This is a genomic window from Kitasatospora sp. NPDC048239 (assembly GCF_043202015.1).
Classification (GTDB): Bacteria; Actinomycetota; Actinomycetes; order Streptomycetales; family Streptomycetaceae; genus Kitasatospora.
Genome location: NZ_JBICZP010000005.1, coordinates 433,099 through 455,066, shown reverse-complemented (window position 1 = coordinate 455,066; position 21,968 = coordinate 433,099). Strand labels below are relative to the sequence as shown.

The window sequence follows — 21,968 nt, the reverse complement described above, 5'->3', positions numbered from 1 at the left end:
GACTCACGGTCGCCCGCCGGCCGGACCGGAAGGGCTGAAGGGGCTGGGGCCGGGAGGGTCGGGCAGCCCGAGGAGGTCGAGCAGGAGCGCGGCCAGCAGCCCCTCGCGTCCGGCGCCCACACCCAGCCGGTTCTGGGTCATGTGCAGATGGGAGCCGAGGATGCGGCCCGCGCCCGGCAGCCCGTGGCGCTGCGACCAGAGCCGCGCGGCGGGGCGCAGCCGCGCCGTCCACGCGGTCCAGCGGGAGGGGGCGCCGTCCGCGAGCGCCCGCAGCGCGCCGGCCGCCGGACGCAGCCGGTCGGCCTGGGCGGACACGGTGTCGGCGCCGCCCGCGGTCGCGGCCAGGCCGCTCCAGCCGTCGCGCACCGCGCGGAGCAGGACGGCCTGGTCCCCCGGCCAGGCGGCGAGGGTGGCGGCCATCGCCTCCAGGCCGTCCAGCAGGCTGCGCCCGTGCCCGGGCCGGGACCGGCAGGCGCGCGCCGTCACCACGCTGGACGCGAAGAACAGCTGCTCGCTGAGCGCCATCAGGTCGGCGCCGCCGTACCGGAGTTCCTCGGGCTGGTACCCGGCCGGGTGGACGCCGGGCGGGCGCAGCTCCTCCGGAGGCAGGGCGCGGCCGCCCTCGCCGAGCGCGGCCAGCGGCCCGACCGCCTGCCGGTAGGCCTGCGGGGTGAGCCGGTCGCCGGGTGGCAGCGCCGCGTTGACGGCGGCGGTGCGCCGCTCCAGTTCGGCGGTCGTCCGGTCGGCCGCGGCGCCGTCGAGGCCGGCGATCCGCAGCCGCAGGTGCGGGCCGCCCTGCCAGTAGCGGAGGAAGAACCACGGTGTCGGTGTGCCGTCGGGTGCGGGCGCCAGCAGGTCGACGGCCGGGAGCAGGGCCTCCAGCAGGAGCGTCTCCAGGGCCTCGGGGCGCAGCGAGTCGACGTGCAGGTGCCAGCTGCGCCAGCTCCCGGGCGCCGTGGGCGCGCCCTCGAGGGGTGGTGAGGTCGGCGGGGTAGGCGGGGTCGGCTGGGTCATGTGCGCAGGTCCAGCATCGGTTCGGTGAAGCGGGACGTCCCGCAGATGGTCATGAACACCGGGGTCTCCTGGCGGGCGAGGCCGAGCAGGGGTTGGACGCGGTACTCGACGAAGGAGCGGGCCGGGCGGGCCACCAGCCCGTGCGCGGCCGCGCCGAGGCAGAGGCCGTGGACGCTCCAGCCGAGGCAGAGCTGGAGCAGGCCGAGTGCGGCCGGGCCCAGGTCGTCGACGAGGGCGTCGACGTCGATCGAGTGGATCCACACCATCGCGGCGTGGCGCACGCCGTTGTCGGTGTTGTGGGAGGGCGGCTGGGCGAAGCCGGCCTGGAGGACGGCCATGATCCGCGGGTGTCGGCGGTGGAGGGTCAGCCCGTCCTCCTCGACGCGGTGCAGGCCGTCCGGGCGGCCGCCGACGCGGTGCAGGGCGACGGTCAGCCGCAGCCTGCGGGCGACCTCGGCGAGGAGCCGGTCCGGTGGCGGCTGCCGGGCCCAGGCGAGCAGGTCGGTCAGGCAGGTACCGGGCAGCGCGGCGGGTCGCAGGCTGAACCCGTAGTGCCGGTCGGCGGCGCGGCCGGCGCTGCGGTCCCACAACACCCTGGCCCAGTCGGGCCGGTGGGCGGGGGCGGCGGCCGCGGCGGGCAGGCCGTGGGCGGTGGGCGGATCGGCTGCGGGCAGGGCGTGGCGCTGGGCGCTGACCGCGGCGGCGTCCCGTACCGAGGGGTCGAGGGCGGCCGCGGCGAGCAGCGGGTCGCGTGCGTCGTGCTCCGGACCGGGCGGGCCCGGCAGCGGGACGGACGGCGCTGGCCCATCGGGGTCGCCTGGGTCGCCGAGTCGGAGCGTGAGCGGCGCCGACCAGGTGCCGGGGCCGGCCGAGCGGATCGCCGACTCGGCCCGCGCGGTGGCGGATCCGTCCAGGGCGAGCCGGGCCGGGATGCCGAGCAGGTCGGCCGTGACGCACAACGACCTTAGACTGACGCCGAGTTCGGCCTCGCTCACGGCGTAGCGCATCCGGCCGTAGGCGGCGGGCAGGTCGCTGTAGCGGGCGGCGAGCAGGACCGAGCCGCCCTCGCCGGCCACGGCGTTCAGTGCATCCGGTGCGTCACTGCCGCTGTGGGCGTGGACGTCGACCAGGGCGTGCCGGTGGACGTCCAGGTACCGCAGGACCGGTCCCTGGGCGGTGAAGGCGTGCACCGGGAACTTGGCCCGGCCGGAGGGGACGGCCCGGTGGTCGGCGTACCGGTGGGAGGGCTCGCGCCGCTGCAGTCCGAGGGCGCCGACCAGCAGGTGGCCGAGCCGGGCGTCCGGGCCGAGGCCGGCGACGGCCGCCCGGTCGCAGGGTTGCGGGTAGGGGGTGGCGGCGAGCAGGTCGCAGGTGCCCAGGGGCAGTGGCCGTCCCGTCGCCGAGCGGGCGTGGCGGGGCGGGAGGGCGCTGGTGGTCGGGGCCGCGTCGTCGACGAGGTGCTGTTCGCCGAGGTGGGCCTTGCCCGGGCCCTGCCGGAAGGCGAACCGGCGGACCTCCTCGGGGGTCAGCCGCGGGCGGGACGGCGCGGGGGCGTCCGTCATGGCATCGGTCGTGGCATCGGTCGTGCGGTCGGTCGTGGCATCGGTCATGGGAAGGGGTGGGGGTCGAAGGGCGGATCGGTCGGGGCGCCGTCGAGCCGGGCGAGCAGCCGGTCGAGGCCGGTCAGCCGCTGGTGCGCCTGGCCGAAGCACATCGGCAGGATGCCGGGGACGACGCACTTGACCACGGACAGGCCGAGCGCGGTGTGGTCCGGGGTCGACTGGTCGACGGCCAGCACGGTGCCGAGTCCGGCCCGGCGGTACAGCTCGGTCAGGTGGGCCAGTGCGCCGCGCACGTCGCCGGCGGCGGCCCGGACCAGCGGCTGCGGCCAGTCGCCGAAGGCCTCGGCCACCGCCAGTACCGGGCCGCCGAGCACGCGCTCCACCCGGGGCAGCAGCTCGGGGAAGGTGTAGCGGCGCCAGTGGTGGGCGAGCTCCACCACCTGCCACGGGTCGTCGATCAGCGGTTCCAGCGGCGCCGGATCCCAGGCGAGGCCAGCGGTGACCAGCTGGGCCAGCTCCCAGAGCGCGGCGCGGATGGCGAGCTCCGGGTCGGGGTGGCAGCCGGCGGTGCTGAAGCTCGCCGGAAGGCCGCGGTCGCGGCGGACGGCGAGCGCCCAGACCACCGGGACGGGGATGTCGGCCCGGGCGTCGAGCAGGTGCACCTCGTAGCCGTGCCGCCGGGCCAGCCGCAGCAGCAGACGGGACCTCTGGTCCCGGACGGTGGCCGGGTCGATGGCGGGCAGCGGGCGGGCCAGGTGCCAGGCCTGGAGGAAGGCGTCGCGTTCGGCGAGTTCGAGCAGCGAGTGCAGGGCGGCCTCCTCGAAGCCCGCCCCCAGGGCGCTGCCGCTGGAGGAGTCCAGGAAGCAGCCGCGGCGCCGCGCGCCGGACGGGCCCGGGCGGATGCCGTAGCCGTACCGGTAGAAGCCGATCTCCGCGGGGACGAGGCGCGGGGGGCCGTCGCCGAGCGGCGGCGCCGCCCACACCCAGTCGAGCGGGGTGTCCTCGGTGTAGGGCTTGACCCGACTGCTCGGGTGGGCGAGCTGCGCGGCGGTGTGGCCGCCCAGGCCCGCCGGATCGAGGGCCAGGGCGCCCAGTTCGCGGCGGGTGGCGTCCGGGACGACGGTCGCGGCGTGCGGGTAGCCCGCGAGCCGTTCCATCGCCTCGTAGATGCCGATCGCCTCGGACTCGCGGAAGCGCACGCCGCGGCCCAGGCCCGCGGGCGTGCCGGCCAGGACGCCGACCTCGGTCATCGGGAGGCTGCCGGAGGAGTTGCGGGTGATCTGCACGACCGGGCCGAAGCGGGGGTCAGCGAAGGCCGCCCGCATCCGGTCCGGGTCCTGGCCGAACGGCGCGGCGTCCTGGCGGGTCGGCACGGCCGCGGTGGTGGGGCGCGCGGTGGCGGTCGGCATGGGGGGCGGGCCGTCGGCGGCGGTCGCCAGCAGGGCGGGGGGCGTGCCGCAGAGCCGGCAGCGGAAGGTGCGGGTGACGCGGTGCCGGGTGACCGTGCCGTGGTACGAGACGGTGACCAGTTCGCCGGGGCCCGGGGCGGCGCCGGGCGCCAGCACCGCGCCGACGATCTCCGCCAGCCCGGGGGCGACGGCGGCGGTCGGGACGGGCACGGGGGCGGGGGCGGGCAGGGGCGCGGCGGTGAGCAGTTCGCGCGCCCGCCGGTCGCGTTCCGGGCGGTCGGCGGGCGGCCAGCGGCGCTGCGCGTCGGCGGCTCCGGCGCACCCGGCGCAGGCGTGGCGGCCGTCCGGGGTCCAGCGCGGTCCGAGCTGGACCTCCCCGGCGCCGACCCGGACCGACAGCAGGTCGTGCCCGGCGGTGCGGGCGGCGGACATCGCCTCGCGCTCCCAGTCGAGGTCGAGGTCGCCGTGGGCGGTGAGCAGGCAGTCGCCGAGGGCGGCGGCCCAGCGCGACCAGTCCCAGTCGGCCGGTGCGCCCGGGCCGATCCGGGTGCCGGTGGCGGGGGTACCGGTGGCAGGGGTACCGGTGGCAGGGGTACCGGTGGCAGGGGTACCGGTGGCAGGGGTACCGGTGGCAGGGGTGCCGGTGGCGGTCACCGGGTGGCCGGTCACAGGGTCACCGTCCCGTGGAAGGGGGCCGGTCCGGCGGCCACCGGGTCTGGGCCGCACCGGTGGGCGGACGGTGTGCGGCCGCGGGCGGACAACGCGGCGGTCGTCCGGTGCAGGGCCTCCCGGACGCTCTGCTCGGGGCAGCGTTCCAGCACGGCGGTGCCGACCGGCTGCGCGGCCAGCAGCGCCCGGACCTCCGGGTCGTCGGCCTGTGCCCGCGCGACGGCCGCGCCGAGGGCGGTGCGGGCGGCGGCGGCCGTGGTCGGCCCCCACTCGGTCGCGCCTGCGGTCCCGCCTGCGGTCGCGCTTACGGTCGCAGACGTGGTCGCCGTCGTGGTCGCCGCGCCGTGCCGGTCGGTCACCGTCACCAGGGACCACCCCGGTCCGTCCGGTCGCCGCTCGGTCAGGGTGACGGACCGTCCGAAGTACGTCTCCAGGAGGCCGAGCAGGGTCCGGGCCTCCAGGTCGGCGAGGTCGTCCCAGCCGAGTTCACGGGCCGGGGGTGCGGCGAGCGCCTCGGCGCCGAGGACGCGCAGCAGGCCGTCGAGCAGCCAGCGGTCGGGGGTGGATCCGGCCGCGGGCACGCCGGTGGCCGACGCGGCGCGGGCGGCGAGCAGCCGGGTACCGGCCAGGACGGCGCTCAGTCCCGCGGCCGGCCGGTCGACGCCCCAGCCGGCCGCCCGGCGCTCGACGGGCGAAGCGCCGTCGGCGTCCACGGCCTCGACGGTCTCCAGCGCGAAGGGCAGCTGGTCGAGGTCGAGGTCGCGTCCGCGCCGCAGCGGCCCCGTCCACCGGGCGGTGAGCCCGGACCAGGCGGCCAGCAGCGCCTCGGCGTCGGGGCGCTCCTCCGGGGCGGGCGGCTCCTCCGGGGCGGGGACGGCGGCGCCCGGGACGGCGGAGCCCGGGGCGAGGGCGATCCGGGAGGTGCGCAGCAGGCGGCCGTGGACGACCGTGGCGACCCCGTGCGCCGCGTCCGTTCCCGGGCCCGTCAGCTTCGGCTCCGGGTCCGCGCCCGTGGGGTCGGCGAGTCCCGCCAGTCCGGTCAGACCTGCGAGGACCTGGCGGGCCGCGAGGGCGCCGGCCAGGACGGCGCTCAGCGGGCGCGCTGCGCAGGCCTCCGGGTCGTCGGCGGCCCATGCCTCGGCGCGGCGGGCCGCGGCCCGGAGCGCCGCCGGGGAGCCGGGGGCCGGCTCGCCGACGAGGGCGATCCGCTCGCCCGCCCGGACGGTGACCGCGCGGGTGCCCGGCGGCAGGTCGGAGGCCAGGACCGCGAGGTCGGCGGGGTGGTCGTGGTCGTCGATCAGCACCGCCCACGCGGGGGCGCCCGGCGCGCCGTCGTCCGGCACGTCAGGCCCGGCCACCGGATCAGTGACCGCGCCGATCCCGTGCCGGGCCAGCGAGCGGACCGCGGTGACGGCCGCCGGCCCCTCCCCCAGCACCCGTACCCGGGCGGCCCGCAGCCGGGCGAAGTCCCGGTACGGGTCGCCGCTGTGGGCCTCCAGGTAGGCGAGCACCTCGGCGTAGCGCGCGGCGGTGGCCCGGTCGGGCGGCGGGGTGGTGAGCGCGTCGAGGTCGAGCAGCACGTCGTGGTCGAGCAGGGCGCGGACCACCCGGTCGAGGACCGGCCGCGCCGCCTCGTCGCCGAAGGCGGCCACCAGGGCCTCCAGGTCGGTGCCGTCGGTCAGCTCCGCCAGTCGGCTGTCGAGGACGCCGTAGAGCGCGGGCGGTCCGGCGAGGACGAAGGACCGGCCCGCGCGGGAGACGTACACGCCCTGCCGGACGGAGGCGAGGTGGGTCCCGGGGCGCAGTTTGACCCTCATTCGGCGGCCTCCGGCTCCTGGTCGTACTCCAGCAGCCACTCGGCGGCGTGGACGCCGTTGCGCACTCCCGGCAGGGCCTCCTCGAAGTACCCGGCGCCACGGCGTTCCAGGAACTTCGGCAGGACCCGGGCCATCAGGGCGCTGCCGAGGTCGAGGTACTGGGGCTTCTCCCGGCTGCGGGCCCGGAGGTAGCGGGTGAGCCGGTCGGCGGCGCTCTCGCCGTCCGGTCCGGCGCCGGTCGGCATCGCCAGCGGGGTCTTCAGCACGATCTCCTCGGGGACGTCGTGGGCGGCGCGCCAGCGGGTCAGGGCGATCAGGTGGGCGGCCTCGTCCTCCGGCTCGGTGCCGTGCGGGAGGTCCTCGCCCGGGTACCAGCGGCGGCGTTGCAGCACGACGTCTCCGGCGACCAGCCGCGGGTAGCGGACGGTGGCGGCCGTGGCCGGGCGGGGGCGCCGCGCGTGCAGGGCGCCGATCGGGTCGAAGGCGACCCGTCCGGTGTCGTGCAGCCAGACGGCGATGGTGAGCGGGGCCGGCTGGAGTTCGATCCACTTCATGCCGAGGGCCATCACCCGCAGCGGCCGTCCGTCGGCGTCGAGCAGGCCGAGCCGGTCGGTGTCGGGGTCGTGTGCGAGGCGGACGCCGAGCCACTGCCCGGGGGTGATCTCCTCGTCGAGGAGCCGGAGGCGGTGGTTGATGTTGGCCCGGTGGAGCCCGTGGTCCTCGCGCAGGCGCACGCCGTCGGCCGCGTGGCGGCGGGCGATGCGTCGGGCGATCCGCTCGGCGGCGTCGCCGCCGAGTGCGGCCTGGGCTCCGAGGAAGCGGGTGACGAGCTGGCCGTGGCCGGTGTAGCAGGCGTTGAGCACCAGGCGGCCGGCGAGCGGCTGCACCAGCAGGCCGTACGAGGCTGCGGGGAGCCGGAAGCGCTCGGGGAGCCGGTCGGCGGCCTCGGCGAGCAGGGCGGGGTCGACGTGGGCCTCGGCGCCGTCGCCGGCTTCGCGCAGGGCGGCGGCGAGCGCGGCGGTGGCGGCCGCCCGGTGCCGGAGGAGCTCCGCGAGGGAGCCGTCGGCGGGGCCCCACCCGGTGGCGCGGTCCGGGGTGAGCGCGGGCTCGCGGGTGCGGACGAGGTCGACCAGGTCCTCGGCGTGGTCGACCAGGTCGACCTGGGCGCCGGGCCCGAAGCGGCCGGTGAACGCGCGGGTGAGCAGGGCGCGGATCTCGTGGTGGCGGTCGAAGAGGCTCTGGAAGGCGGCGACCCGGCCGAGGTCGGCGAGGGCCCGCCGGTAGCCCTCGGGTGAGACGGTGGCGGGTTCGAGCAGGCAGTCCTCGTTGACCTGGAACCTCGCGGGGCAGGTGCTCAGTGCGTTGAGCGCCGTCTCGGCGGTGCGGATGCGGGTGAGGGCGGCGCGGCGGCCGCCGACCGAGTCGCGGGCCATCAGGTCGAGGTCGGCGCGGATCGCGGCGACGAGGGCGGCCGCCTCGGGGTGGTCGTCCGCGAGGAGCTTCTCGGCGGCGGGCAGCGGGTCGGCGGCCTGTTCGTCGAGGAGCGGGCCGGCGACCAGGATCTGGGCGTCGGCGGCGGCGGCGACCAGGCGGTCGGCGTCGGCCGGCGGCACGGCGAAGCGGCGGGCGAGTTCGCCGGCGAGTCGTTCGGCGGGCAGCGGGCCCAGGGCGGTGAGCCGCAGCAGGGCGGTCAGCTGTTCGTTGAGTTCGGCGGCGAGGGTGCGGCGGCGGCCGTCGGCGGCGTGCTGGAAGCGGATCCGGTCGCCCTCGCGGCGGAGCATCGGGTTGCGCTGCAGGGTGTCCGGCAGTTCGCCGGCGTGTGGTGCGGCGAGGATGCCGTTGACCAGGCCGGAGAGCAGTGCGCGGTCGGGCGTGAGCCGGTGGTGGGCGCGGCGCCGGTCGAAGCCGGTCTGGTCCAGGCGCGGGCCGGTCGGCGCCCAGGTGGCGAAGCCGACGGCGGTGAGGCGGGTGAGCGGGCTGACCCGGAGGACGGCGCGGGCCAGGTGCTGGACGAGTCCGCGCTCGGACTTGCGCAGCCGGGCGGTCGGTCGGCCTGCGGCGGCGCGGTAGCGCTGGACGGCGTCGAGGACCTGGGGCGAGTTGAGGGCCAGCGAGAGCTGGAAGGGTTCGGAGCCGAGGGCGTGGGCGAATCGCTCGCGCTCCTCGGCGAGGAGGGCGGCGTGGCCGGTCTCCAGGGCGGTCCGGGCGAGTCGGCCGCGTTCGTGGGCGGCCAGCCAGTCGGTGACGGCGGGTGGCAGCGGGGTGTGCCAGCCGTCGTCGAGGTCGGCGGGCAGTGGGTCCCGGTGGTTGAAGACGTCCCGTTTGAGCCGGAGCAGTCGGTGGCGTTCCCGGCCGGTTGCGCGGCCGGCCAGCGAGTAGAGCCGGTCGCAGGCCTCGTCGGCGAGTGCGTCGCACTGCCGTTGGGCGGCGAACAGGGCGCGGACGGCGGTGTGCAGGCGGTCGCCGCCGAGGCGCAGGCCCGCGGTCGGGTTGACGCGCAGGACGGGGGTGTCGGCGGGGGTCCAGGTCCGCGGCGGTGCGATGGGGTGGCGGCCGGTGCGGTGGGTCGGCGTCATGGTCAGGCCAGCTCCCTGCTGAAGGCGCGCACCCGGTCGATGGAGGACTGCCCGGTCAGTTCGTCGGTGCCCTCGCCGAGTCCGTAGCAGAGGTAGTACCGCTGCATCGGGGTGATGCCGAAGCAGGTGAGGGCGGTGTAGAGGGCGTTGAGGACGATCCGGTGTGCGATGTGGCGGTAGGAGGGGTTGCGCAGCATGCCGCCGTCGAGGACCTCGCCGATGAAGTCGCTGCGGACGGGTTCGCCGAGGGGGTGCTGCCAGTGCGCGCCGACGGCGGCCTGGAGGACCCGTTCGTCGACGGTCGCGGAGGCGGTGAGCGCCTCGGCGACGCCCCAGGAGTACTGCACGGCGCGTTCCCAGCTGCGCAGGGCGTCGTCCGGCAGCGGGGCGCGCAGCGCGTCGAGGAAGGTCTCGCGGTCCTTGGCGTACCGGGCGGCGAAGGCGGAGCGGATGTCGGTGTGCCGGCCGGTCGCGGAGGCGGCGCCCTCGGCGTGGGAGCGGTAGGGCAGGGCTCCGGCGCTGATGCCGCGCGGGTGGGAGCGGGCGAGGACGGCCAGGACGCCTGCGAGGTGCGGCAGGAGCCGGTCCTCGGGTACGGCGAGGGAGGCGAGGACCGGTTCGAGGAAGCGGCCGGTGATCTGGTCGACGGCCTGGGCGAGGGCGGGCGAGCCGGTGCGCGGGTGGTGCGGTTCGACGAGGACCCGGCCCTGCGGGTGGCAGGGCAGGAGTTCGTCCTGGACGTTCTCCCAGCGGGCCAGTTCGGCGGCGCGGGCGAGGTAGCGGTCCCGGTCCGGCGCGGTGGCCGGTCGGGCGGTGGCGAGCCGTTCCGCGGTGGCGGCGAACTCGGCCGCGTCGACGGGCCGTTCGCCGTAGGGGCGGAGGGTGATCAGGACGTGGGAGCCGTGCAGCCAGCCCCTGCGCAGGTGGACCACGGGAAGCTGCTGCGAGTTCTTGAGGTGCGCCAGTGGCACCGCGATCTCCCGCAGCAGCTCCCGCGGGTTGTCCGAGTAGTCGAAGACCCTGATGGCCAGGCCCGGATCGATGGTTCTCATGACGACTCCAGGTGGTGCACGAATCGGTCGGCCGGCGCGAGACCGGCGTCGTGATCGCTGACGGCCGTTGGCGGGTGTTACCGGCTGTGCCGGTGCCCGGCTAGGAGAAGCCGGGGGTGGTCAGCTGCGGGAGGTCAGCAGCAGGAGGAGGAGGTGCTGGCGGAGCCGCTGCCGTTCAGCGCGTCCTCGGTGAGGATCTCCTCGCCGTCCTCGGTGAACGGGATGAGGATGATGATGGACGCGCCCATGTCGGGCAGCGCGACGGCGTCGTTGGCGTCCAGCACGCCGAGCTCGTTGACGTCGAACGCGGCGAAGTCCACAGCGGTGCTCATGAGTTGACCCCTTTCGGGTTTCGGCCGGCGGGCTGCCGGCGGCTTGGCAACGAGCTAACCCGCTGCCGGGCGGGCCGGGCAAGGGCTTGCGGCGGCACCAACGTGCCGCTGTTGCAAGGGAGTTGATGTGCCCATGAAAGAGCCGACGGGTGCGCCCGCAGACAAGATCGGACATTCGCACCCCTACCGCTCGGGTGTGCTGGCACATAGGTGTCAACGCTCCCGCCCACCGGCCGCCGGAGCTGGACTGGCCGCCTCCGCCGTGGTCACAGTGGCCCGGCAGCACCCGAACGCCGCCGCGGCCCGCAGCCGGCGGGGCGCCCCGCAGCTCTGCGACCCCCCGTCCACACCGGTGCGCCGCAGCCTGCCCGGCTCAGAAGCGGAGGAACACCCGTGATCAGCGCGCAAGACCTCACCTACACCTACCGGACCCGCGTGGGGACGGCCGAAGCCGTCCGCAACGGCACCGTGCACGCCGTCCAGGGCATCGACCTGGAGGTGGCCGCGGGAGAGACGGTGGCCTTCCTCGGCCCGAACGGCGCCGGCAAGACCACCACGGTGCGGATGCTCACCACGCTGCAGCGGCCCACCGGCGGGACCGCCACCGTGGCGGGCCACGACGTGGTCCGCGAACGGGCGGCGGTACGGCGGGCCATCGGCTACGTCAGCCAGTCATCCGGCGGCTCCGAGCACCGGGTGCTGGACGAACTGCGCACCCAGGCCCGGCTGCACGGCCTGTCCGCCAGTCAGTCCGCCGTCAGAGCATCGGAGTTGGTGGACCGCTTCGACCTGGGCGGCTTCGCCGATCGTCCGGTGGCCCGGCTCTCGGGCGGCCAGCGCCGCCGGGTGGACCTCGCGTTGGGGCTGGTGAACGACCCCGCCGTGCTCTTCCTGGACGAGCCGAGCGCCGGGCTCGACCCGCAGAGCCGCGCCAACCTCTGGGACCACCTGCGGAGCCTGCGCGCCCGGCACGGCACCACGGTGTTCCTCACCACCCACTACCTCGACGAGGCCGACCTGCTCAGCGACCGGATCATCGTGATCGACGGCGGCCGGGTGATCGCCTCCGACACCGCGGAGGCACTGAAGAACCGGATCGGCGGCGACGTGGTGACGCTGGAGACCAGCCGGATCAGCGACGCGGCCACCGTGGTCGCGCGGGTCGTGCCCGGCTGCGACCTGGACACCGCGCCGGACTGCGTGCGCTTCCACGTCGCCCACGCCCAGCGGCTGCTCCCGGAGCTGCTGCGGGCGCTCGACCAGGCCGGCGTCGACCTGTCGTCGGTGGCGGTCAAACGGCCCACGCTGGACGACGTGTTCCTCCGGCTGACCGGCCGCTCGCTGCGCGAGGACGGGCTGCCCGCCCGGCCCCCCGCCACCGCCGACCCGACGGCACCGGATCCCGCTCAAGGCCTGCCCGCCGCGAACCTGCCCACCGAGGTGACCAAGTGACCACCGCCGCGACCAGCTGGGTCATCTTCCAGCGCTCGATGCGCTACACCCTGCGCAACCCCGCCTGGGTCGTCTTCGGACTCGTCCAACCACTGCTCTACCTGGTCCTGTTCGGACCGCTGCTGAACCGGATCGGCGAGGCCCCGGGCTTCGACGGCGGCAACACCTGGCAGGTCTTCGTCCCCGGCCTGCTCGTCCAACAGGGCGTGTTCTCAGCCGTCTTCGTCGGCTTCGGCATCATCTCCGAGCGCCGCTCCGGGGTGCTCGACCGGATGAAGGTCTCGGCCGCCGGCGAGGTCGGCCTGCTGCTCGGCCGGATGCTCCGGGACGCCGTGGTGCTCACCGCCCAGGCCGTCCTGCTGACCGGTGGCGCCTTCGTGGCCGGCCTGCGCGCGCCGGCCGGCGGGGTACTGGCGGCGTTCGCCCTGGTCACCGTGGTCGGCCTGGCCATGGCCGGATTCGCCTACGGACTGGCCTTGCTGGTCGGCAACGAGGAGGTGTACGGCCAGCTGCTGAACGCGCTGATGCTGCCCACCCTGCTGCTCTCCGGCGTCCTGCTGCCGCTCGCGCTCGCCCCGGGCTGGCTGGCCGGGCTGGCCAAGGCAAATCCACTGTCGCACATCGTCGACGCCGAACGGTCGCTGTTCGCAGGCGAGTTCACCAGCACCCACACCCTGGTCGGGGTGGCGGTGGCGGCCGGCCTCGCGGCGTTCACCACCTGGTTCGCCGCCCGAGCGATCCGCAGCGGCTCGTGACCGCGCCCCCCGCGACCGCACCGGAGCACGCCGCCTCCCGGCTGCACCGGCACCGGCTCGGCAACGGGCTCCGCGTGCTGGTCGCCCCCGACCTGGACTGCCCGGCGGTGGGCATCGCGGTGGCCTACGGCGTGGGCTACCGCTCCGAGTCCCGCTCCGGTTTCGCCCACCTCTTCGAGCACCTGATGTTCCAGGGCGGCGCCACCCTCGCCGCCCAGGAGCACGCCCGCCTCGTCCAGGCCAACGGCGGCGCCTTCAACGGCACCACCCACCGCGACCACACCGACTACTTCCAGGCGCTGCCCGCCGAGGCCCTGGAGCTCGGCCTGTTCCTGGAGGCCGACCGGATGCGGGCACCCCGGATCACCGCGCAGGCGATCGCCACCCAGGCCTCGGTGGTCGCCGAGGAGATCCACCGCAGCGTGCTCAACCGCCCGTACGGCGGGTTCCCGACCTTCCTGCTGCCGCCGGTGCTCTTCCAGGGCTGGGCCAACACCCACAACGGGTACGGCGACCACGCCGCCCTCGGTGAAGCCACCGTCGAGGAGTGCACCGCCTTCTTCGACCGCCACTACACCCCGGGCAACGCGGTGCTCGCCCTCTGCGGCGGCGTCCGGCCCGAGCAGGCCGTAGGCCTCGCCGAACGGTACTTCGGACCGATCCCGGCCCGGCCGACCGTCGCGGGCCCCGACCTCGACGAGCCGCCGCTCGCCGCGCCCCGCGCCGTCGAGCACCCCGACCCGCTGGCGCCGCTGCCCGCCCTGGCGCTGGGTCTGCGGATGCCGCCGGCGGGCTCCCGCCCCCACCTGGCCGCCGTGGTCGCCGCCGCGCTGCTCGGCGACGGCGAGACCGGTCGGCTGCGCCGCTCGCTGGTCCGCGGGCTGGGCCTCGCCACGCAGGCGACCGCGACGGCCGGCCTGGGCGGGCCGTTCGACGCGCGCGACCCCGACGCCTTCGTGGTGAGCGCCGTCCTGCCGCCCGGCGCCGCTGCCCAGGACACCGTCGACGCGATCACCGCCGAGCTCGGCTCGCTCGCCGGCTACGGCCCCGAAGAGGCCGAACTCCACCGCACCGTCCGCCGGTTGCAGACCTCCTGGTACGCCGCCACCGACCCGGTCGGGGTCCGCGCCCGACGGCTGGCCGGCTACGAACTGCTGCTGGACGACGGCGGGTTGGCTCTGGACGCGGCGAGCAGGTTCGCCACCGTCACCGCCGCCGAGGTCCGCTCGGCCGCGTCCGTCCTGGCCGCCCAGCACCCGGCGCTGCTGCACGTGGTACCGGGTCGGAAGGAGCCCCGATGAGCGCCACCCGGACGACGCCGCCACTCGCCCCGCCGCGTCCGACCGCCCCCCCGGAGAGCGTCGACACCCTCCTGGACACCGGCCTGCGGGTGGTCGCCGCCCGGCGGGCCACCGCCCCGGTGGTCCAGCTGCGCCTGGGCGTGCCGTTCGGCGGCACCGACCCCCGGCACGCGGCGGTCGCCGAACTGCTCGCCTGCACCCTGCTCGGCGGCACCGCCACCCGGCCGCGTACCGTCCTGGAGGACGAACTGGCGGCCGCCGGCGGCACCCTGAAGGCCGTCGTCGGCCCTGAGAACCTGCTGGTCACCGGCGCGGTCCTGGCCGAAGGGCTGCCCCGGCTGCTCACCGTGCTCGCCGACTGCCTGACCGGCGCCGCCTACCCCGCGCCCGTGGTGGAGAGCGAGCGGGAGCGGCTGCTGCACCGGATCGGCCTGACCCGGTCGCTGCCCGCCCGGGCCGCCAGGGCGGCCCTGCTGCACCGGTGCTTCGGCGACCACCCGGCCACCCGGGAGACCCCGGACGCGGCCGAGGTGGCCGGCGTCGGCCCCGCCGAGGTGACGGCGCTGCACCGCGACCGGCTGCTGCCCCGCGGCTCCGCCCTGGTACTCGTCGGCGACCTGGACCCGGCGCGCTCGGCCGACCATGCGGCGGCCCTGCTCGGCGGCTGGTCCGACCCCCGGCCCGCCGTGCGGATGGCCCCGCTGCCGGCCCCCGCCCACCGCGGCGAGCCCGCGGCGGAAGTCCCCTCGCCCGGTGCCCGCCAGTGCGAGATCCGGCTCGCCGCCCCCGCCCCGGTGCGCTCCGATCCGGACCACCCGGCCCTGTACCTGGCCGACCAGGTCCTCGGCGGCTTCTTCTCCGCCCGGCTGGTCCAGGAACTGCGCGAACGCCGCGGCTGGATCTACACCGGCCGCTCCGGCGTCGAGCAGCGCACCGGCGCGGCCCTCGCCACCGTGGAGTTCGCCGCCGCGCCCCGGCACGCCCGGGCCGCCCTCGACGGCGCCCTCGCCGAGCTGGCCGCGGTCTCCGGCGCGCACCCGCCCACCGCCGGGGAGATCGCCGCGGCCCGCGGCCACGCCCTGGGCCACCACGCGCTCGCCCGCTCCACCCAGAAGGGCCTGGCCGACGCGCTGTACGGGCCGGTGGCGGCCGGGCTGCCCGCCGACTGGCCGGACCAACTGGCCGCCCGGCTGCGGGCCGTCCCCGACGAGGAGGTGCGCGAGGCCGCCGCCCGCCACCTGCGGCCCGAGTCGTACACGGCCGTCCTGCTCGGCCCGCCGGAGCCGGGCGCCGGCTGACCTGCTCCAAGGCCCACCGGCCGACAGGCCGACAGGCCGACAGGCCTGCCGACCGCCAGACCCACAGACCCACAGACCCACCCGACTTTCCCAGGAGCCACCATGCGTTTCGGCGTTTCGTTCCTCCCCGACGCCTCCCCGGAGACCAAGTCACCCGTCGACTACTACCGCGAGGTGCTCGACCTGTGCCGGCTCGCGGACGAGTCCGGGCTGGACTACGTCAAGATGACCGAGCACTACCTGCACCCCTACGGCGGCTACTGTCCCAGCCCGCTGACCTTCCTGGCCGCCGTCGCCGCCCGGACCCGCTCGATCCGGCTGATCACCGGGTGCACCCTGCCGGTGTTCCACCACCCGGTGAAGCTCGCGTCCTACATCGCCATGGTCGACGCGATCAGCGCGGGCCGGCTGGAGGTCGGCTTCGCCCGCGCCTACCTGCCGCACGAGTTCCAGACCTTCCAGGTGCCGATGGACGGCAGCCGCGGGCGCTTCGAGGCGACGATCGCGGCCGTCCACCGGCTGCTGACCGAGGAGCGGGTCGACGAGGACACCCCGTACTTCTCCTTCCGCGACGCCACCGTGCTGCCGCGCCCCACCCAGTCGCCCCGACCGCCGTTCTGGGTCGCCGCCGTGCAGACCCCGGACAGCTTTGAGCGGATCGGCCGGTTCGGCCACGGCCTGCTGATCACGCCCACCGGCCGGGAGTTCGACACCGCGCTGACCACCCGCTACCGCGAGTCCTTCGCCGCCCACCACCCGGACGGCACACCCCGGGTGATGGCGAGCCTGCCGCTGCTGGTGGCCGACACCGACCAGAAGGCGCGCGAGCTGGCCGACCCCCACCTCGACGCGTACCTGCGGGTCTGGGCCTCGGCCCTGGACGGCTGGGACGAGACCGTCTCCACCGACTACGCGCAGTACACCGGCCTGGGCCGGGTCGTCCGGACGATGACCGCCCGGGACCTGCGCGCCACCGGCACCGCGTTCGTCGGTTCGCCGGAGCACGTCACCGACCAGATCGGCCGGTTCCAGGAGCGGGTCGGCGCGGACGGCATCCTCTGGCAGGTCGACTTCGGCGGCTTCGGCGGCGCCGACGCCGTGCGCTCGGTCGAGCTGTTCGCCGAGCAGGTACGGCCGCGCTTCACCACCACCGGGGAAGGTGCGGCATGACCGCCCCCGCCCCTCGGCCCACCGAAGCCGCCGCCTCCGGGTCCGCCGTGGCCGCCCCGCCCCTCGCCCTGCTCGGCCTGGTCCCCGGCCGGCGCCTCACCTCACCCGCGCTGCACGCCGCGCTGGCCGCGCTCGCGGCGGCCGGGGACGGCGCAGCGGCCGCCACGGCCGGGCGGGCGGTGGCCGCCGCCCACCCGCAGGCCCTGCGGGAGGAGCGCGCCGCGCTGCGGGCGGCGCTGGCGGACCCGGCCCTCCGCGCCCCGCTGATCGCGGCGGCGGGGCGGGCGGACCGCGCCGTGGAGCGCTTCCTGTCCACCGGCGAGGACGAGGCCGCCGCACTCGACCAGCTGCTCCGGGCGACGGTCCCCAGCGGCCCGCCCGGTGCCCACACCACCGTGGCCGCCGTCCACTGGGCCGAGGAGGGCGCGGCGATGGACCGGACCCGGCTCGACCCGCCCGCCGCCCGGACCACCCTGGCGGTGGACCGGGCGATGCTGGCCACCGTCGTCGACCTGCTGCTCGCCGAGGCCCCGGCACCGGCCGGCCCGGCCGTCGGCCCGGCGGCTGGTCCGGCGGCTCTGCGGGTCAACCCGACCCTGCGGAGCACCCCCGCCCAGGCCCGCTTCCACCGCCGGGACGGCGACCAACTGCGCCTGATCGGCACCCCGTTGACCCGCCGGGTGCGCACTCTGCTGCGACTGCTGGAGCTCGGTCCGCTGCCGCGGGCCGCCCTCGTCCGTGAACTGGCGACGGCCCTGGAGGTCGAGGAGTCGGCCGCCGAGGCGTTCACCGAGGAGGCCGTCCGACTCCAACTCCTGCTGCCGGCCGCCGCGTTCGGCGCACCCGAGACGGCCGGCGCCGCCGCGGCGCTGCTGGCCGGTCCGCGCCCCGAGGCGGCCAAGGTGCTGGCCGCCGTCCAGGACCGGCTCGACGCCGCCACCGGTGCGGGCCCGCAGGAGCGCACCCGGGCGCTCACGGGCCTCGCCGAGGACCGGGCCGCGCTCAACCGCCTGCTGCCCTACCCCGTCCCGCTGCCCGTCGCCGAGGAGAGCGTGTCGGCGCCGGTCGCCGTCGCCGCGGGCCGCCACCGGTCGGCGCTCGACGACCTCGGCCCGGTCCTGGAGTACGCCGCCGCCTTCGACCCGACCCACGAGGCCCGGGCCCTGCTCACCGCGGCCTTCACCGAGCGGTTCGGCCGCGGCGCACGGGTGCGGCTGCACGTCCACGCCGAGGACCTGGTCACCATGGTCGCCCGCCGAGCCCAGCTGCTGACCGGGGCCACCGCCGCCGACTTCGGCCCGGCCGACGGCTCGCTGACCGGCTTGCTGCGCCTGCGCAGCGCCGCCCGCCACCGCCTCGCGGAACGGATCGGCGCCGGGCGCGCAGCCGGGCGCGCAGCCGGGCGCCGCGAGGAGGTGGAGGAGGTACAGGTGGACCCGGCCTGGCTGGCCGCCCTCGTCGACGGCCTCCCCGAGCGGTTCCGCAGCCGCCCGGGCCGCTACGCGGTCGCCGTCGAACCGCTCGGCGACGGGCTGGCGGTCCGCGGCTTCCACCCGGGCGGCGGGGTGCTCGCCGACCGGCTCCCCCGCCCGTCGGCCCCCGACCAGCCCGGCCCGACCGGCCTGATCGACCCGTCCGGGTGGCTGCGGCTGGTCCTCGCCCACGACCCCGACCGCGACGAACTGGCTCTGCTCGACGAGGACGGCGCCGCGGTCGCCGCCCACCGGCCCGCGCCCGCCCGGCCCGGCCTGCTCGCCGCGCCGCTGCGGATCGCCTGGTGGCTCGGCGGCACCGGCCGCCTGCGGCCCGACCCGCTGGGCGACGCCGCCGCCCTCGCCCGCGACACCATTGCGCTGCCCCGGCTGCGGGCCGGGCGGGTGCTCCTCCAGGGCCGCCGCTGGTACCCCGGCGCCGGGCTGCCCGCCGGCCACGGCGCCGAACTGATCGGGGCGCTCACCCGCTGGCGGTCCGTCCACGGCGTCCCGGAGCAGGTGCTGCTGGCCGGCCCCGCGCTGCCCGGTGACGACCCGGACGGCGTCTACGGACCGGCCACCGCCGACTTCCGCCCCCGCTACGCCGACCTCTCCAGTGCGCTGCTCGCCGACACCGTCCGGGCCCTGCCCGACGGCGGCCACCTGGAGGAGCTGCCGACCGGTGTCCAGGACGGCGTCCGCGACCTGCACTGGCTGGTCGAGTACGGCCGAACCCCGGACGGCGGCTTCCGCCTCGGAGGCACGGAGCCCGGACGCACGGAACCCGGACGCACGGAACCCGGAGGCACCGACCTCGGAGGCACCGACCTCGGAGGCGCCGCATGAGGGTGAAGCTGCGGCCGGGCACCCACTTCGTGCCCACCGCGCGCGGCCTGCACTGCGCCCGGGGCGAGCGCGCGTTCGTCCTCGCCGTGCCGCCCGCGGTGGCCCGGCTGCTGGACGACCGGCTCGGCGAACTCACCGACGGCGTCGACACCGACACCCTGGCCGACTCCGCCGGGGCCCCCGCCGCCGCACTGCTCCGCCGGACGCTGGCGGCCCTGCTCGCCGAGGACGTGCTGTTCGACCCCGATCTGGCCGGCGGCCCGGTGCCCGACGCCCACACCGCACTGCGCCACGCCGACACGCTCGCCCACCTGGAACAGCACTGCGCCCAGCCGTACGCGGCCTTCGCCGCACTGCGCGGCGCCGAGACCGCCGTCGTCGGCGCGGGCCCGGCCGCCCGCAGCGCGGCCCGCTCGCTGACCGCCCTCGGCGCGGGCGCGGTGCCCGGGCGGCCGGGCCCGCGGACCACCGCCGCCGTGGTCTCGGCCGACGACCCCGACCGGCTGCGCGCCCAGGCCGCCGCCCTCGCGCCCGGAACGCCCTGGGTACCGGTGCTGACGGCGGCCGGCCACGCGGTGGTCGGCCCGGTCCTGGACGGGCCGGCGGCCGTCGAGCCGTTCCTCGCCCGGGCGTGCAGGGTCGGCGCCTGGTGCCGGGTCGACCCGGTCGGCCGCGCCCCGGCCCTGGCCGCCGCCACCCTGGCCGGGGCGCTCGCCGCCCGGCGGCTCCTCGACCTGCTCGGCGCGACCGGCGCCGACCCCGGGGCACTGCGGATCATCCACGGGCGGACCCTGCACACCACCGACTGCCCGGCGGAGCCGCCGCCCTCCGCACTCCGGCCCGGCGAGCCGCCGGATGTCACCGTGCTCACCGAGCCGTGGCTCGGCCCCGGCCGCTGGCGGGAGGACCTCGCCCTGCCGCAACTGCCGTTCCGGCTGGCCGCGATCGAGTCCCTCACCCTGCCCGGCCGACCGGTGCTCACCGGCTGGGGCACCGACCCGCAGGACGCCCGCCGCGACGCGCTGCTCGGCCTGCTCCGGGCCCAGGCGGCGGCAACGGCAGCAGCCCCGACCGCCGCGGCCCCCGTGGCCGCCGCCGGCACCAGCGAGCAGCGGTGGCTGCTCGACGGCCTGCTGCGCCTGCTCGGAGCGGAGGCCGCCGCGTGGTCCGCGCTGCCGTGGCCGGAGGTCGACGGCCCCCGGACGCGAGCCCTGCGCCGCGCCCTCACCGACTACCACGACCAGCCGGTCCGGCTCCGCCGCCACCCCCTGCCCGGGACGGCGTGGTGCCTGGTGGAGGCCGTCGACCCGGCGGACGGCCGCCGGCTCGCCGCCCAGTGGGGCCCGAACGCCCCGGCCGCCGCCCAGGCCGCCCTGGCCCGGGCACTGGCCGTCCTCCAGCAGGGCAAGCACACCGCCACGCCCGACCCCGCCATCGGCACCCGGGCCCTGGAGTGGGCCGCCCCGGCCGAGCTGACCGCGCTGTGGGCCGCGCTCCACACGCCCGCCGTGCTGCGCGGCCGCACCCCGGGCCACCGCCGCTGCCCCGACGACGCCGTCCTCGGTCCCCTCCCGCTGCCCTGCGGCCCCGTCTGGCTGACCGACCCCGACCCGCTGGAGGACGCATGACCGGCACCGACGACGTCTACCGCTTCGCCCTGCGGCAGGGCCCGTTGCGCGGTCTGCTGCACGAGCCGATCGAGGTGGACGAGCGCGTGGCGACCACGTCCGGGATGCCGCCGCAGGCCGCCCGCGGCAACCTCGGCCGCCCGCTGCCGACCGGGACGGCCGACCGGCTCGCCACCGCCCGCCACCCGGCGGGCCGCATCCGCGGGGCGACCGCCGGCGAGGTGCTGGCCGCGGCCTTCGGACTGCTCCGCCGCGAGCCCGCCAACCCGGCGAACGACCACCGGGTGACGGCCTCGGTGCGCAGCAGGTTCCCGGTGCACGTGTTCGCCGTGCCGCCGCAGGGCCCGGCGGGCTATCTGGACCCGTACCGGCACGCCCTGGTCGACCTGTCGGCCGCCGACGAGGTGTCCGGGCCGCTACGACCCGCCCGCGGCGACCTGACCGTCGTCCTGGCCGGGCGCCACACCGATCTGCCCACCCCGTACGGCGTGTTGCGGTGCGCGCTGGCGGATCTGGAGACGGGTGTCCAGCTGCGCAGCCTGCTGGTGGCGGCCGAGTTGCGCGCCGTCGCCGCCGAGGTGCAGGTGACCGGGCCCGAGGTCGCGCACGCGGCCCGGCTGGTCGCCGCGGCCGGGCCGGGCAGCTGGGCGGCGCCGGTGGTGGTCACCCTGCGCGGGGTGGGTCCGCTGCCGCCGACGGCGGCGCTGGAGGAGGCGGGCGGCGGCGCGCTCGACGCCGAGCTGGACGCGCTGCTGGCCCGGGAGAGCGCCCATCCCAGCCTGGCCGAGACCGCCGCCGTGGTCGCCCCCCGGCTGACCGCCGCCGCCGCACCGGCCGGGCGCGGGCCGGGGGTGCCCGACCTGCCGGCCGCGCCGGACGGCCCGGACTGGGCCCGGGTCTGGTGGCAGCGGTCGGCCGGGCGGGTCCCGCTGCCGCTGAGCGGGTTCTCCGCGCGGCCCGCCGTCCTCGGCGAGGACTGTCTGCGCGACCTGCTCGCCTGGGCGGGCGTACCGGCGCCCGGCGGCCCGCTGCAGGAGGCCGGCGCGGGGGTGCGGACGACGGTGGTGGCGCAGCGGCTGGGCGGTCTGCCCACCGGCCGCTACGAGGTGGCCGACGGCGGGCTCCGGGCCGTGGAGGCCGATCCTGAGCTGCCGCGCCGGATCGAGCAGGTCTTCGGCTACCCGCTAGGTCCGGCGAACGACTGCGGTGTGCGGCACGCCGCCGCGCTGGTCGTGCTCTCCGTCGACCTGCGCGCGCTGACCGCCCGGCTGGGGCCGACCGCCTGGGGGCTGCTCCAGGTCCGGTGCGGCTGGGTGGCGCACGGGCTGAGCCTGGGGGCGGCCGCGCACGGTCTGTTCGCCCGGCCGGCCCGCTCCTTCGACGAGCACCACCTCGCCGCCCTGCTGCGGCTGCCGCCGGAGGAGTCGCCCGTCCTGATGGCGGTCTGCGGGCGCTCCCGGTACGCCGAGCCGATGCTCGACCTGCGGCTGTGAGCCGGCCTGCGGGCGCTGCCCCCCCGATCACCCCGGCCGTGAATGACGAACCGTCAGCAGTGAGTCAAAACTGAGTACTTCTAGGTACTCGTACGGATATCAGGTGAAGGTCGACGTGCGAA

15 protein-coding genes are annotated in these 21,968 nt (G+C 77.3%); 8 read left to right on the top strand and 7 right to left on the bottom strand.

What is annotated here, in order from left to right; translation table 11 throughout:
• Positions 1-3: 3 nt before the first annotated feature.
• The 7 genes from ACGFZP_RS16625 to ACGFZP_RS16595 all read right to left on the bottom strand — a co-directional run bounded on the left by ACGFZP_RS16625 (position 4) and on the right by ACGFZP_RS16595 (position 10,431).
• Complete coding sequence (locus tag ACGFZP_RS16625; RefSeq protein WP_392933016.1) at positions 4-1,014, bottom strand: thiopeptide-type bacteriocin biosynthesis protein; 1,011 nt, start codon at positions 1,012-1,014, stop codon at positions 4-6.
• On the bottom strand, positions 1,011-2,624 hold the full coding sequence (locus ACGFZP_RS16620) for a hypothetical protein (protein ID WP_392933013.1): 1,614 nt from the start codon (positions 2,622-2,624) through the stop codon (positions 1,011-1,013). The genes ACGFZP_RS16625 and ACGFZP_RS16620 overlap by 4 nt, the downstream gene beginning before the upstream one ends.
• Complete coding sequence (locus tag ACGFZP_RS16615; protein WP_392933010.1) at positions 2,621-4,654, bottom strand: YcaO-like family protein; 2,034 nt, start codon at positions 4,652-4,654, stop codon at positions 2,621-2,623. The genes ACGFZP_RS16620 and ACGFZP_RS16615 overlap by 4 nt, the downstream gene beginning before the upstream one ends.
• Entirely contained in the window at positions 4,651-6,471 is a 1,821-nt protein-coding gene (locus tag ACGFZP_RS16610; RefSeq protein ID WP_392933007.1) for a hypothetical protein, read from the bottom strand. The genes ACGFZP_RS16615 and ACGFZP_RS16610 overlap by 4 nt, the downstream gene beginning before the upstream one ends.
• The gene (locus ACGFZP_RS16605) at positions 6,468-9,047 is read right to left on the bottom strand and encodes a lantibiotic dehydratase (protein ID WP_392933006.1); all 2,580 of its coding nucleotides are present in this window, start codon (positions 9,045-9,047) and stop codon (positions 6,468-6,470) included. The genes ACGFZP_RS16610 and ACGFZP_RS16605 overlap by 4 nt, the downstream gene beginning before the upstream one ends.
• 2 nt (positions 9,048-9,049) lie before the next feature.
• A complete protein-coding gene (locus ACGFZP_RS16600) occupies positions 9,050-10,099 on the bottom strand; it encodes a hypothetical protein (protein WP_392933004.1) in 1,050 nt (349 codons plus the stop codon).
• Positions 10,100-10,233: 134 nt separating this feature from the next.
• Entirely contained in the window at positions 10,234-10,431 is a 198-nt protein-coding gene (locus tag ACGFZP_RS16595; protein ID WP_392933002.1) for a hypothetical protein, read from the bottom strand.
• Between the two features lie 393 nt (positions 10,432-10,824).
• Here ACGFZP_RS16595 and ACGFZP_RS16590 point away from each other — a divergent pair, with 393 nt between their 5' ends.
• The 8 genes from ACGFZP_RS16590 (at position 10,825) to ACGFZP_RS16555 (ending at position 21,846) form a co-directional block, all read left to right on the top strand.
• Positions 10,825-11,883 (top strand): ATP-binding cassette domain-containing protein, encoded by a 1,059-nt coding sequence (locus ACGFZP_RS16590; RefSeq protein ID WP_392933000.1) that lies wholly within the window; start codon positions 10,825-10,827, stop codon positions 11,881-11,883.
• Positions 11,880-12,638: an ABC transporter permease gene (locus ACGFZP_RS16585; RefSeq protein ID WP_392932999.1), complete on the top strand. Its 759-nt coding sequence runs from the start codon at positions 11,880-11,882 to the stop codon at positions 12,636-12,638. The genes ACGFZP_RS16590 and ACGFZP_RS16585 overlap by 4 nt, the downstream gene beginning before the upstream one ends.
• A complete protein-coding gene (locus tag ACGFZP_RS16580) occupies positions 12,635-13,939 on the top strand; it encodes a M16 family metallopeptidase (protein ID WP_392932997.1) in 1,305 nt (434 codons plus the stop codon). Before ACGFZP_RS16585 ends, ACGFZP_RS16580 begins: the two co-directional genes overlap by 4 nt.
• The gene (locus ACGFZP_RS16575; protein WP_392932995.1) at positions 13,936-15,237 is read left to right on the top strand and encodes a M16 family metallopeptidase; all 1,302 of its coding nucleotides are present in this window, start codon (positions 13,936-13,938) and stop codon (positions 15,235-15,237) included. Before ACGFZP_RS16580 ends, ACGFZP_RS16575 begins: the two co-directional genes overlap by 4 nt.
• A gap of 102 nt (positions 15,238-15,339) precedes the next feature.
• The gene (locus tag ACGFZP_RS16570; RefSeq protein WP_392932992.1) at positions 15,340-16,407 is read left to right on the top strand and encodes an LLM class flavin-dependent oxidoreductase; all 1,068 of its coding nucleotides are present in this window, start codon (positions 15,340-15,342) and stop codon (positions 16,405-16,407) included.
• Positions 16,404-18,725 carry a hypothetical protein gene (locus ACGFZP_RS16565; protein ID WP_392932989.1) on the top strand — a complete coding sequence of 774 codons (2,322 nt, stop codon included), beginning with the start codon at positions 16,404-16,406 and terminating at the stop codon, positions 18,723-18,725. The genes ACGFZP_RS16570 and ACGFZP_RS16565 overlap by 4 nt, the downstream gene beginning before the upstream one ends.
• Positions 18,722-20,353, top strand: a complete 1,632-nt coding sequence (locus ACGFZP_RS16560; RefSeq protein ID WP_392932986.1) for a hypothetical protein — start codon at positions 18,722-18,724, stop codon at positions 20,351-20,353. Before ACGFZP_RS16565 ends, ACGFZP_RS16560 begins: the two co-directional genes overlap by 4 nt.
• Positions 20,350-21,846, top strand: coding sequence for a hypothetical protein (locus tag ACGFZP_RS16555; protein ID WP_392932984.1), 1,497 nt, complete (start codon positions 20,350-20,352; stop codon positions 21,844-21,846). Before ACGFZP_RS16560 ends, ACGFZP_RS16555 begins: the two co-directional genes overlap by 4 nt.
• The last annotated feature ends 122 nt before the right edge of the window (positions 21,847-21,968 follow it).